General features: G+C 51.8%; 2 protein-coding genes. Both read right to left on the minus strand.

Translation table 11 applies throughout. From position 1 onward, the window contains the following. Nucleotides 1-94: 94 nt before the first annotated feature. On the minus strand, nucleotides 95-12,031 hold the full coding sequence (locus BM122_RS09585; RefSeq protein WP_074905357.1) for an amino acid adenylation domain-containing protein: 11,937 nt from the start codon (nucleotides 12,029-12,031) through the stop codon (nucleotides 95-97). Nucleotides 12,032-12,037: 6 nt separating this feature from the next. Beyond that, entirely contained in the window at nucleotides 12,038-15,370 is a 3,333-nt protein-coding gene (locus BM122_RS09590; RefSeq protein ID WP_074905358.1) for a non-ribosomal peptide synthetase, read from the minus strand. Nucleotides 15,371-15,379 lie beyond the last annotated feature (9 nt).

Consider the following 15,379-nt stretch of genomic DNA (forward strand, 5'->3'; position numbering starts at 1 on the left):
TACGTCAGACAGTTCCTGAATAGACTCGGATAGCTATCAGTAGACATAGTCATTCTCCAATTTTATAGTGAGTAAAAAGACTAGCTGTTTTATTCTATAAATCAATAATGCAATTTGTTTGCTCAGGTAAGGTTGTCGACAATAACGATTCTATATCCAGCAGGATTTGTTCGGTCCGGACGATACCAAAATGATCCGCTTCAATCTCAACTGAGCGAATTTCGGCAGATTTAATTTGCCGTTCCAGTACCAGACGATCATTGATCTCACGGGTCGTTGCCCACCAGCACGTTATTTGGCATTTTAAAGAACGCAGTGTGCAGGTTTGCAACGACAGCATTTTTAAATGGCGCGCCACGAGAAAGATATTCGCCAATTCTTCCGTACCCATCTCGGCATAACCTTGCATAGCCGTTTGTCCATTCGTTCGGCTTTCGGCTTGCCGGATAGCGAGTACCCTTTCGAGTAAATAGACGATGACCTGCTTCGACACCGCAACCGCAGATTGGCTGGCTAACGTTGTCTGAAGCGCAACATTAGGCATCACGCCAGGAATCGCTACCGAGACAAAATCAAGAAAATCCAGCTGCCAATCACCTTGCTGCGGTGATTCCGTTCCAGGAACGTAAAGATCGATCAGGCCCAGAAACGCAACCGTCTGCCCTGCATCTTCCAGCAACGCGGCAATCATGGCAGCCAGTGTCCCACCCAATGACCAGCCCAGCAAATGATAAGGCCCTTCTGGTTGCACAACGCGAATCATGCGGCAATAATCTTCTGCCATTTGGTTTAAAGAGGTGTCGCGGTGGGCAGGATTGGCAAGCATGCGGCAAGGTAAACCATAAACAGTCCGCAGCCCTTGCAGGCGCCGGGCAAGTGGCTGGTAATCAAATACCGTGCCCAGACCCGCGTGCAGGCAGAACAACGGTTGAGTTCTGCCATCGTCAGCCGCCTGGTTGAGCATCAATAGCCCCTGATTGGGTTGTGGTCGTTTATCCAGACCAAGCAAACCAGCGATGGTTGGGCGTTGGATCAAATCCCTCAACTTGAAATCCAGCTTCACATCAGGCAGACTGCGCATGCGTGCCATCACCTTCAGGCTGGATAGAGAATCTCCACCGAGCGCAAAGAAATTGTCCGTTTCCCCGACACGCTCAACGCCTAGAACTTCCTGCCATATGTTTGCAATCAATCTGGCTTCTGGCGTCGAAGGCGCTTGATAATGCGCTCCTGGCAAACAATCAGGCTCTGGTAATGCTTTGCGATCAAGCTTGCCGCTCGGTAAGCGCGGTAAGTTAGTCAGTGTTATAAAATGGGCTGGCAACATATATTCGGGCAGTCGTTCGCCAAGGGATTGTTTGAGTTGCGCGATCAATTGCTGTGATGATTGCTTGGTCACGTCTTGTTTGGCGGGTACGATATAGGCTACCAACTGGGCGCCGCTTGCTCCCTGGTGAACAGTCACAGTCGCTTCTGCGATACCGGTTGCTTCACGAATACGGGCCTCAATTTCACCCAGTTCGATGCGAAACCCACGTATTTTTACCTGGTGATCTGCACGACCGATATATTCGATGTTGCCATCTTCCATCCACCTGACCAGATCACCCGTACGGTAAAGGCGACCGCCCTTTTCGTCGAAAGGATCGGCGAGAAAGCGTTCTGCCGCCAGACCAGCTCGTCCCAAATAACCGCGTGCCAGTCCATAGCCGCCAATATAAAGCTCACCCACGATGCCCATCGGCACAGGCTGCATATCGACATCCAGCACATACACGGCGCGTTCTCCCACTGGGCGTCCAATCGGCGCATAAGCGCATTCGAAACTGTTGTTGGCATCGGTTTTCCAGATCAAGGGAGTGACGACGGTTTCGGTGGGTCCATAACCATTGATCAGAGTTTGCGGCCGCAACGTCTGGCGAATCAAGTCATAAGATGCTTTTGGCATCGCTTCGCCACCAAAGACATAAAGCTCTACCGGCGGAGGATCATTGCGTGGGTTAGCCCATTCCGCAACCTGACCAAGATAGGCAGGAGGGAAGGCAGCATTGGTAATACTGTAATGACGCAAAGCATCATAGGTCTGCTCGGCGGTCCATAATTCCTGATCGCGTACCGCAAGCCCCGCCCCTACCGTCAACGCAGTAAGCCAGCGTTCATGCGCGCCGTCGAAGGAAAAGGACATGAACAGCAGTTCACAGGAACGAGGCGTCATCTCATAAATGTACGCAGTGGCCTGACAGTGCATGGCAAGTGGGCCATGGGTAACTGCCACACCTTTAGGTAGCCCGGTCGATCCCGAGGTGTAAATCACATAAGCGAGATTGTGCTCATGTACTGGCATTTCGGGATTGCACACCTGTTCGGCCTCAAGCTCGATTGCATCCAGGACAAGGACAGGCACGGCCGTATTGAATTGGAATTTTGTGAGCACCTTGCTCTGCGTGATTAGCAGCGATAAGGCGCTGTCTTTCATCATGAACGCAAGCCTATCAGATGGATAATCTATATCAAGCGGCACATAAGCTGCGCCTGACTTGAGAATAGCGAGCAGCGTTACGATAACATCCAAGGAACGTTCCATCGCAACGCCGAACCGTATCTCCGGTTTAGCACCTAATTGAATCAAACGATGTGCTAGTTGGTTTGCGCGCCTGTTCAGTTCTGCATAAGTCATTTCCTGCTCGCCCATCAGCAGCGCGATGGCATCGGGTTGGTGTACTGCATTATGTTCGATCAGATAATGAACGGGTTGATAGAACTGCGACCAGCTACGCATTGTCTCCGTATCGCTACGCAGCATTAGCAGCCGATCAAGTTTCTCCTTGGCGAGCCCCCTCAATTCTCCCACCACACACTGCGGGCAAGCCATCATTTCCCGCATCAGGCATTCCATATGGCTGCGTAATTCAATTACAAATTCATCGGTAAAATCATGGCAACCATAAGCATATTCGATATCTAACGTATCCCCGACCGTCACTTGTAAATCCATGGCATAGCCGGTTAACCCTTTGCCGGCAATTTCGCCGAAACGCAGACCATATAGTTCATTACTGCGCAAGGATGTATCGATCGGATAGTTTTCAAAAACGACAATGCTGTCAAACAGCGGTTGCCCAGGAAATCCCGCCCAGCGCTGAACATCTGCAAGCGCACTATGTTCATAATCGCGTAATCGGGCATTTGTTTGCTGCAACGACTGTAAATATTCATTTACCGTCAATTCGCTGCGGCGCGCTACTGGCACCGGGATCATATTAATAAACAAACCCAGAATTTCGTCTGCTCGCGGCAGGCTGGGCGGACGCCCGGCCACAGTTGCACCAAAGATGACGGTCTGTTTTCCGGTATAACGTTGCAATAACAGCGCCCAGGCTGCCTGGACAAAGGTATTTAAGGTTACGCGCGTTTGCTGCACAAAGGCTTGCAAACGACGGGTTTCTTCTGGGCTTAAGCGTGTATAAACCTGGGCAAAACCAGATCGGCTCTGATTCTTTACTGCCTTCGCGACCGATCCTGCTAACAACGTCGGTCCTTCAGTGTTACTGAGTTCAGTTTGCCAGAAACGCTGGGTTGCGTGACTGGTCTGCTTGGCCAACCAGCGTACATAAACGCCATACCCTGGCCCTGCCGGAGGTAATATTTCACCGTTATAGCAACGCAGCCAATCGCTGATCAGTATAGAATCGCCCCAACCATCTACCAGGATATGGTGTTTGGTCCAAATCAACTGATAACGGTTATCGTCTAGCCGAATCAAGCACAAGCGCGCCAAGGGAGGATGAAGAAAATCGAATTCCCGCTTCAGCTCCTGATCAGCATAGGCAATAAGACGCTCGTCCAGACTATCCTGATCCCGCCAATCCAGATGGATTACTGGCGCTTCGCTTTGCTTGAAGACAATCTGTAAAGGACGTGCCAATCCCACTCGCCATAAAAAACCCGTACGCAGCACGGGATGGCGGGTAATCATAGTCTGCCATGCTTGCGCTAGCTGCGGAGCATCAAGGCCCTCGACTTCAACGCTGATCTGACTCACATACAATCCAGTGCCAGGTGCCTCCAGGGTATGAAATAGCATTCCTTCCTGTGTCGGCGATAATGGGTAGATATCCTCGATTTCATCATTGCTGAAGGGTAATGTCGCTAAGAGACTTTCATCAAGGTAATCTTCCAGATACGCACGCTCGAGTAGAGGCGCCAATGAAGGCGTTTCGTCCAGAGATTCTGACAGGAGCTCAACGACTGGCGCGAGTGCAGCAATTGTTTGCCGTTCAAACAATTGGCGTGGTGTGATTTTTAAGCTTGCGCGTCGCGCCTGAGTCACAATCTGCAAACTGAGGATGGAATCACCCCCTAGCTCAAAGAAGTTATCATTGCGTCCTACCCGTCCAAGACCTAATCCTTCGGCCCAAATTGCCGCCAAGGTTTTTTCTACTTCCCCTTCGGGTGCTGCATATTGCTTATCGCTGATAAGTTCCGGTTCAGGCAAGCGTTTGCGATCCACTTTACCGTTTGCATTCAACGGGAGATTTTCCAGCACGACAATTGCCGAGGGCAGCATGTAATCAGGCAGGGTTTGCGCAAGCGCCTCGCGCAATGCTTCCGTTGTCAATGTGCTGCCTGCATGTAATGAAACATAGGCTGCTAGCCGCGTGCCGTTTGGCCCATCCTTGGCGACTACCACTGCTTCCCTCACAGCCGGCTGATGCAGCAATTGTGTTTCGATTTCACCTAATTCGATACGAAAACCTCTGATTTTGACCTGATGATCCACCCGCCCCAAGTATTCGATTTGTCCATCCGGGCGCCATCTCGCCAAATCGCCCGTGCGATAGATCCTTCCTCCCTGCTCATCGAATGGATCAGCCACAAATCTTCCGGCTGTCAATCCAGCTCTGTTGAGATAGCTACGCGCGAGCAATTTTCCTCCGATATACAACTCTCCCGCTACGCCCGGCAAAACGGGCATCAGATTGGCATCGAGCAGATAAATATGACGTGCAGGCAGTGGTTTGCCAATGGTGACCACCGGCTCCTGATCGTGGCCCTGTGCACCTCCTGTGCTTCCGCCACAATCGGCAGTGGTTGCTGTCACGATTGCTTCGGTTGGTCCATAAGTGTTCAGTAAAGTTATTCCCTCCAAGCCAGCTTGCTGCCAGGCCTTGATGCCTTCGGGTGACATCGCTTCACCCCCTGCATGCACTTGTCGCAATGCACCATAGTCCCGTGGCCCTTCTTTGGCAAAGTCTTGCACAAGCAAAAACCAGTATGCGGTAGTCAAATCGGCAACTGTTATCCGTTTATCGATCAATTCGTGGTAGAACGTTTCACTGTCCCAAAGTGCGGGTCCGCGTAACACGATCGTAGCGCCAACACACAGTGGTGGAAAAAACTGCTCGATAAAACCATCAAAATTGATGGTGGAAAACTGCAGCATACGATCACGACTGCTTAGCTTAAAGAACTCAACGGCGATCAGCGCATGTTCAACCAGAGCATGGTGTGCAACAGCTACCCCTTTGGGTTGGCCGGTAGAACCAGAGGTATTGATGATATAAGCCAGATCCTCGCCATGTAGCGTGACAGTGGGATTATCCTCGGATGAATGGGTCAAATCCAACGTATCTAAGATCAGTACGCGACCTGAAGTAGGACGGGGAATTTTTGCCTCAATCGCCCGCTGGGTCAGCAGTAGTTCGATGGCACTGTCCGTCATCATGTAGTTTAACCGCTCCCTTGGATAATCCGGATCGAGCGGTACATAGGCGCCGCCCGCCTTGAGAATAGCGAGTAGCCCCACGACCATGTCGATCGATCGCTCCACCGCAATCCCCACCTGGCTCTCCGGCTGAATTCCCAATGCAATCAAATGATGTGCCAATCGGTTTGCGCGGCGGTTCAGTTCGGCATAGCTAAGTTCGGTATCACCAAAAATCAGCGCGATCGCTTCCGGACGCTCCTTTGCTTGCTGTTCTATCAGTCTGTGTACCGGTTCAGCTGAGATATACCGCTTCTCATTTACTCCCCAACTCTTAAGTTGTGCCTGCTGCGCTTCACTCAAAATAACCAGATCGCCTAGCTGCTTAGCAGCGCTTTGCATAATTTCACGCAGCAGTCTCTCAACTTGCGTCGCGAAGCCATTGACAGTCGCTTCGGAAAAAAACTTGCAATTGTAACTGTACTGCAGATTAAATCCATTACTCTCAACAACTGAAACAGTCATTGGATAATTCGTCTCCTCACGCCCCTGCACGTTTGTAATCACGAGCCCACCCGGGGTATGGTGCTTGAAAGCTTCATCCAGGGGATAATTCTCAAATACCAAAATACTATCAAATAATTCCTGTTGCCCTGCCCAGCGCTGGATTTCGTATAGCGGTGTATGTTCATGTTCACGTGAAGCCAGATTCTGCGCTTGTAAAATACGCAGCCATTCCCCCACCGCAAGCTCTGGTTTAAGTTCAACTTTCATAGGTAAAGTATTGATGAACAATCCTAGAATCTGATCTGATCCTGGCAAATCGGTCGGTCGACCGGCAACGGTTACGCCAAAAGTCACCGCATCCTGGCCCGTGTAATGACCGAGCAATAAAGCCCAGGCTGCTTGCATGAGGGTATTGACCGTAACTCGTTCCTGCCGGGAGAAATGAATCAACGCTTCGGTAAACTCATGATCAAGTGGACATACAACTTCCTGGTAACCTTCATTGGCTGATGGAGATGCAATTGACCCAGCCAGCTTAGTAGGCTCGCTGAATTGACTTAACCATGCCTGCCAATAATCTTCTGCTGCTTTTCGCTCGTGCCCTTGCAACCATTCGATGAAATCCCGATAACGGGCGCGAGGTGATGAAGGGAGCACGCCGCCATACTGCCGCAACACTTCACCAAGCAATTGAGAAGTACTCCAACCATCCACTAACAAATGATGAATTGTCATAATGACGTGATAGCGATCATCAGCCAGGCTTACCACAGCAATACGCATAAGCGGCGGCTTCTTCAGATCGAATCCCTGTGCATGCTCCGATTGCGCAAGGTCATCGAGCGCCTGCTCCAAAGATGCCGTGGAAGACATGGTGCGATCACGCCAATCCATGATAACAAAAGGAAGCTCAGCTGTTTTGGCGACCCATTGTAGAGGGATATTGCCTTCCTGTAGGAAACCGGTGCGCAATATTTCATGCCGATCGATTGTCCCCTGCCATGCACTTCTGAATCGTTCTACCGACAGGTGTCCAATCTCCGCTCTGAGTTGACTGAGATAAACGCCGCCCCCGGTATCGAAGACACTATGAAATAGCATACCTGTCTGCATCGGAGAAAGAGGATAAAGATCCTCAAGCTGATCCATAGGAATGGGCAGGCGATCCAATTCATCCTGGGTGATCTGGAGTAAGGGAAAATCAGAAGGGGTAACCGCACGAATGCCTTGTGTGCAATGGGCGATCACGGATTCAAGCTCAGCCAGGAAAATACGAATAAACGCCTCAATGTTCACTCGCGTATAACGAGCTTTGCTGTAGCTTACTTCCAGGCAAAATCTACCTTCATAAATATGACTATTGATCGATAAATCATGTGGTTGCAACGTACTCTGATCCATCAAGTCACCAATAGGTTCACTGGCCAATTGCCAGGGAGTATCCGATTCAAAGCTAGTATCGAATTGTCCTAAGTAGTTGAATACGACTTGCGCTTTAGGCAAACTGGCCAGGATTTGTTGCTGCGCTTCAGTTCCATAGTATTTGAACAGACCATAGCCCAATCCTTTGTGCGGGACCTGCCGCAAACATTCTTTGATACGCTTGATCCGTGTAGCTAAATCACCTGTTGGATCGAGTACCACTGGAAATAAGGAGGTAAACCAGCCTATCGTGCGGGATAGATCAATATCAGAATCCAGATCTTCGCGTCCATGACCTTCCAAATCGATCATAATTTTTTCATGGCCACTCCATCGGCATAACGCGCTACCCAGGGCGGTGAGCAGCAAATCGTTCACTTGCGTACGATAGGCTACTGGTGCGTCCTTGAGCAGAGCCTGCGTATTCGCTTGATCGAGTTTCATGGTCACACGATCGATGTGCCGCATGGCATTTGAGCCTTCCCGGTAATCACGAGGAAGCGCAATAGGAACGTCTGTCAGGCTCTCCCAATAAGCAAACTCAGCAGCATGAGTCGAGGGGAAATGCTGAAGCCGTTGGGACCAAATGGCATAATCGGTCGTCGCCTCAGGCATGACGATGGTTTCACTGCGCATTGCCTGATCATAAGCGGTTTCAAGATCATCCAGCAGAATGCGCCAGGAGACGCCATCAATTACGAGGTGATGAACCACTAGCAAGAGACGCTGTGTCCCATCGACCATGTCAATCAGCACGGCGCGCAGGAGCGGTCCTTCATGCAGATTTAAGCTGCACTGCGCTTCATGGCACAATGCCATGAATTGCTCGCTATCAGCCGCGTAACGTATCCACAGCAGATTCTGTGCAACCGAATCAGTCGCGCGCTGCAGCCATTGACCATTGGCTTGTGTGGCATAACTAAAGCGAAGCGCCCGATGATGTTGTACGACCGCTTGCAATGCTTGATCAAGCCACTCGGTTTGCAACCGATGGTGGCTTTTTAGCAATACGGCCTGATTCCAGTGATGCTGTGCAGGTATGGATTGTTCAAAAAAATCAAGCTGAATCGGCAACATGGGGACAGGGGCGGCTGCATCAAACCCGACCTCGTTTGTAAAGCCGGTTGTCACGCCTTCTCCCATGGGCTTGGCTAAAACCGCCAGCGCGGCGATCGTTTGCCGCTCAAATAATTGCCGTGGCGTAATTTTCCAACCTGCCTGCCGTGCTTTGGTTACAATCTGCAAACTGAGAATCGAATCTCCTCCCAATTCAAAGAAATTATCGTTGCGCCCTACCCGGCCAAGGCCCAATACTTCCGACCAGATCCTGGCGAGAACTTCCTCCACTTTCCCTTCGGGTGCGGCGTATTCGCCCTCGCTGACAAATTCCGGCTCCGGCAAGCGGCTGCGATCTACTTTGCCGTTCGCATTCAGGGGAAGGCTATCCAGCACGACGATCGCCGAAGGCAACATGTAATCAGGCAGGGTTTGTGCAAGCGCTTCACGCAATTCGCTAGTGGTCACCACACTGCCTGTCTGCAGCGAGACATACGCGATCAGTCTTATACCGCTCGGGCCTTCCTTGGCTCCCACCACGGCTTCCCTCACATCTGGCTGTGCCAGCAGTTGTGCTTCAATTTCGCCTAATTCGATGCGGAAACCCCTTACCTTAACCTGATGATCCACTCGCCCGAGATATTCAATTTGTCCATCCGAACGCCATCTTGCCAGATCACCCGTTCGATAGAGTCGACTTCCCTGTCTTTCGAATGGGTCAGCGACAAATCGCTCCGCAGTGAGCCCCGGCCTATTCAGGTAGCCACGCGCGAGCCCTGCACCACCAAGATAAAGTTCACCAGTCACTCCACAAGGCACCTGATTCATTTCTGCATCGAGAATATAGGCAGTCCGGTCACCTACGGGTGAACCAATCGGCAAGTAACTCGAATTGAAGCGGGTTGCAGAATACGCTTTGAAAATAAGCGGTGTAATGACTGTCTCGGTAGGACCGTAGCCATTGATGATACGCGGGGGTTGTAGCGTTGCCTGAACGAAATCGTAGCTGCTACGGCTCATGGCTTCGCCGCCTACGGTGTAGGAACGGATCGGTAAATTCCGGCCTGCCCTGCCGGTAAATTCAGCTAGCTGTTGCAGATAGCTTGGAGTAAAGCAGGCTATGGTGATTCCATGCTTGGCAATCTCAGTCGCAGTCCGGTCTGCCGACCATATTTCTTGATCGCGTGGCATCAGCGCAGCACCAAAGGCTAAAGGCACCAACCAGCGCTCATGGGCACCGTCGAAATTGATTGAAGCAAACTGAAGCTCACGATCCTCTGGTGTCATGCCATAGCGCTCACCGATGGCTTGCACATGCATTGCTAGCGGTCCATGTGCAACAGCCACGCCCTTCGGTTTCCCGGTGGAGCCAGAGGTGTAAATTATATAAGCTAAATGCTCGCCCTGGAGGGTAACTGAGGGGTTATCCTCGGGTAAATCGGTCAGATCCAACCTGTCCAGTACCAGCACGTTACCGGATACAGGCTCAGGTATGCTGTCCTTGACAGGACTTTGTGTCAGCAGCAGCTCGATGGCGCTGTCTGTCACCATGTGGTGTAACCGCTCCCGCGGATAAGCCGGATCAAGCGGTACATACGCTCCCCCCGCCTTGAGGATGGCGAGCAGTCCCACAATCATGTCGATCGATCGCTCCACCGCAATCCCCACTCGGCTCTCCGGTTTGATGCCCAGCGCAATCAAGTGATGCGCCAGCCGGTTCGCCCGCCGGTTCAACTCTGCATAGCTCAGTTCGATATTGCCAAAAATCAGCGCAGTGGCCTCCGGACGTGCCTTCACCTGGCGTTCGATCAGGCGATGGACGGGTTCGACCGAGGTAAAACGCCGCTCGTTAACCCCCCATGCCTTGAGTTGGTTCTGCTCTGCTTCGCTTAATAAGGTTACATCGCCCAGACACTGCCCAGGCTGTTCCGCCAGCTGTTCCAGCAGACGCAGATAATGCTCACCGAGCCGTGCAATGGTTTCGGCTTCGAACAATTCGGCTGCGTAGGTGAAACGTGCGCTGAATTGACCATCCGCCCGTTCCAGGGTATCCAATGTCAATTCAAACTGTGCAGCTCGTTCCCCGAGTTCAATTTCCTCGACAGTCAATCCCGGCAATTGCTCCAGCGCGCGATAATCTTCGCGCAAATGATTGAACATCACCTGAAAGAGTGGATGCTGGTGCAAACTGCGCTCAGGCTGGAGCGTTTCGACCAGTTGCTCAAAAGGCAAATCCTGATGGATTTGCGCGCTCAGCGCAGCTTCACGGGTCTGCTCGAGTATCTTGTTCAGTGGCATACGTCCGTCGAGTTGGCTGCGCAATACCTGGGTATTCACCAGACAACCGACCAGGTTTTCGGTTTCTGCCCGGTGGCGATTGGCGATCGGTACCCCTACGCGTATGTCGCTTTGCCCGGTATAGCGGTATAACAACGCCTGAAAGCCTGTCAGCAAACCCATAAACAACGTGGACCCTTGTGCTTGCAGTCTCTGTTGTAAACGTATCATCAGGGGAGCAGGCAGCGCGAAATCATGCTGGGCAACCCGGTAGTTTCCGATGGATAAGCGCGGGTGATCGGTTGGCAATGACAATACAGGGTGAGTTTCGCCTAACTGGCTACGCCAGTAGGCCAATTGCCGTTCTTTCTCGCCTGCTTGCAGAAAATTACGCTGCCAGAGTGCGTAATCGGCATATTGAATGGAAAGCGCTGGCAGCGCAGCAGATTGTCCCTGACGATGAGCACGATAGCAGGCAGCGAATTCATCGATAATGAGGCGGTTGGACCAGGCATCCGAAATGATGTGATGCATCGCTACCACCAGATAGTGCGCTTCCGGTTCGAGCCGAATCAGGGCCACACGCAAAAGCGGACCCTGCGTAAGATCAAACGGCGTGGTATGGATGCGGATCGCCTCTGCCCGCGCGCGCGTGGTCCGCTGCTCAGACGGGAAATCGCTTAAATCGGTTACTGTCAGTTTAAAGTCATTCTCCGCTTGAATCACCTGCTCAGGCAAGCCTTGCGCATTGGCACGAAACACCGTGCGCAGCGATTCATGCCGCGCAACCAGCACTTCGAAACTGGCTTCCAGCGCCTGCCGATCCAGTTTGCCCTTCAGCTGCAATGTACCGCCTAAATGATAGGCCGTACTATGGGGATCCAGCTGCCATAAAAACCAGTGCCGCTGCTGTGCATAGGAAAGAATATGGCGTTTTTTGCCTGGTTGTGGAACGATAGGTAGAAGAGAAAAATCGATGCCTCGTTCCTTCAATGTACTTAAAAATACTTTTTGTTTTTCGGAGGAAAGCGTGGAAAACCGTTCGGCAATTTCTTGTTTATTCAATTCTAATTAATTCTCCAGTAAATCCAGTAATTCAGACATTTCAGATAATCCACTCTGTTCCCTGGCTTTCCTGGAAACCGGCGTGTATTCTTCCTGTATTACTCCCGCAATCTCTCTCAACACAGGTTGCTCAAAAAAAATCCGCAAGGGCATGGAAATAGATTGGTTTAGCTGCAATTTCTGTTGAACTTGCAGAACGGCAAGAGAATGTCCTCCCAGTTCGAAGAAGTTATCGTTGCGCCCTACCCGATCAAGACTCAATACTTCCGACCAGATCCTCGCTAAGGCTTCCTCAATTTCCCCTTCAGGCGCTTCATATTCGTCTTTACTGACAAATTCCGGCTCCGGCAGGCGGCTGCGATCCACCTTGCCGTTCGCATTCAAGGGGAGGCTATCCACTACAATGATCGCCGATGGCAGCATGTAATCGGGCTGGGTTTTGGCGAGCGATTCACGCAATGTGCTGGTTGTCACCCTACTGCCTGCTTGCAGCGAGACATAAGCTACCAGCTGCACACCGCTCGACTCTTCCTTGACCACCACCACCGCTTCCCTTACGTCAGGTTGGGCCAGCAGTTGTGTTTCAATTTCACCTAATTCGATGCGGAAACCTCTCACCTTGACCTGATGATCCACACGCCCGAGATATTCGATTTGCCCATCCGGGCGCCATCTCGCCAGATCACCTGTTCGGTAGAGTCGACTTCCCTGCCCCACGAATGGATCAGCAACGAATCGCTCCGCTGTAAGCTCAGGTCTATGCAGGTAGCCACGTGCGAGGCCAACACCGCCAAGATAGATTTCCCCTACCACACCTTGCGGTACCAGTTTCATTTCCGCATCAAGAATAAAGAGTTGTGTAGCGGCTATCGGTGCACCAAGCGAATTCGTTCGGTGCCCGATTTTGTTTATAGTTGACCAAATTGTAGTTTCTGTGGGGCCATACATATTCCACAGTTCGACATTCAGTGTGCATAACTGATCAATCAAATCGATAGGCAGTGATTCTCCGCCACATAGACATTTAAGAGGACGCTGATTCTCTTCTTGTAAGATTTTCCATTCACTCGCCAGCAACACACGCCATCCAGCTGGGGTAGATTGGAGAATATTTGCCTGATAAGTCTGGATCAATTGCGCAAGAATCGCTCCATCACGTCTTGCTCCCTGCGGTGCCAGCACCAGCCGTGCGCCTGCATTCAAAGGTAGATAAATCTCTAGACCAGCAATATCGAACGAGAGTGGAGTGACGGATACCAAGGTATCTTTGGGTGTCATACCCGGCGACTCAAGCATGCTCATTACGAAATGACTCAATGCATGATGGTGCGCCATCACGCCCTTCGGTTTCCCGGTGGAGCCAGAGGTGTAAATTATATAAGCTAAATGCTCGCCCTGGAGGGTAACTGAGGGGTTATCCTCGGGTAAATCGGTCAGATCCAACCTGTCCAGTACCAGCACGTTACCGGATACAGGCTCAGGTATGCTGTCCTTGACAGGACTTTGTGTCAGCAGCAGCTCGATGGCGCTGTCTGTCACCATGTGGTGTAACCGCTCCCGCGGATAAGCCGGATCAAGCGGTACATACGCTCCCCCCGCCTTGAGGATGGCGAGCAGTCCCACAATCATGTCGATCGATCGCTCCACCGCAATCCCCACTCGGCTCTCCGGTTTGATGCCCAGCGCAATCAAGTGATGCGCCAGCCGGTTCGCCCGCCGGTTCAACTCTGCATAGCTCAGTTCGATATTGCCAAAAATCAGCGCAGTGGCCTCCGGACGTGCCTTCACCTGGCGTTCGATCAGGCGATGGACGGGTTCGACCGAGGTAAAACGCCGCTCGTTAACCCCCCATGCCTTGAGTTGGTTCTGCTCTGCTTCGCTTAATAAGGTTACATCGCCCAGACACTGCCCAGGCTGTTCCGCCAGCTGTTCCAGCAGACGCAGATAATGCTCACCGAGCCGTGCAATGGTTTCGGCTTCGAACAATTCGGCTGCGTAGGTGAAACGTGCGCTGAATTGACCATCCGCCCGTTCCAGGGTATCCAATGTCAATTCAAACTGTGCAGCTCGTTCCCCGAGTTCAATTTCCTCGACAGTCAATCCCGGCAATTGCTCCAGCGCGCGATAATCTTCGCGCAAATGATTGAACATCACCTGAAAGAGTGGATGCTGGTGCAAACTGCGCTCAGGCTGGAGCGTTTCGACCAGTTGCTCAAAAGGCAAATCCTGATGGATTTGCGCGCTCAGCGCAGCTTCACGGGTCTGCTCGAGTATCTTGTTCAGTGGCATACGTCCGTCGAGTTGGCTGCGCAATACCTGGGTATTCACCAGACAACCGACCAGGTTTTCGGTTTCTGCCCGGTGGCGATTGGCGATCGGTACCCCTACGCGTATGTCGCTTTGCCCGGTATAGCGGTATAACAACGCCTGAAAGCCTGTCAGCAAACCCATAAACAACGTGGACCCTTGTGCTTGCAGTCTCTGTTGTAAACGTATCATCAGGGGAGCAGGCAGCGCGAAATCATGCTGGGCAACCCGGTAGTTTCCGATGGATAAGCGCGGGTGATCGGTTGGCAATGACAATACAGGGTGAGTTTCGCCTAACTGGCTACGCCAGTAGGCCAATTGCCGTTCTTTCTCGCCTGCTTGCAGAAAATTACGCTGCCAGAGTGCGTAATCGGCATATTTAATGCAAAGCGCTGGCAGCGCAGCATATTGTCCCTGACGATGAGCACGATAGCAGGCAGCGAATTCATCGATAATGAGGCGGTTGGACCAGGCATCCGAAATGATGTGATGCATCGCTACCACCAGATAGTGCGCTTCCGGTTCGAGCCGAATCAGGGCCACACGCAAAAGCGGACCCTGCGTAAGATCAAACGGCGTGGTATGGATGCGGATCGCCTCTGCCCGCGCGCGCGTGGTCCGCTGCTCAGACGGGAAATCGCTTAAATCGGTTACTGTCAGTTTAAAGTCATTTTCCGCTTGAATCACCTGCTCAGGCAAGCCTTGCGCATTGGCACGAAACACCGTGCGCAGCGATTCATGCCGCGCAACCAGCACTTCGAAACTGGCTTCCAGCGCCTGCCGATCCAGTTTGCCCTTCAGCTGCAATGTACCGCCTAAATGATAGGCCGTACTATGGGGATCCAGCTGCCATAAAAACCAGTGCCGCTGTTGTGCATAGGAAAGAGATACAGGCTCACTAGCCGCTCGGCGGGGAATGGTAGATTCTTGCTGTACCTGCCCTTTACCCGTCTGGAGTCTCTGCGCTAATCGTTGACGCTGTTCTGGTGTCAGACGCGCCCGCCGGTGCACAAGATTGTTATTGTCTGTCATAAAGAATAT

It is taken from the genome of Nitrosomonas communis (genome assembly GCF_900114745.1).
In the GTDB taxonomy this organism is placed as follows: domain Bacteria; phylum Pseudomonadota; class Gammaproteobacteria; order Burkholderiales; family Nitrosomonadaceae; genus Nitrosomonas; species Nitrosomonas communis_A.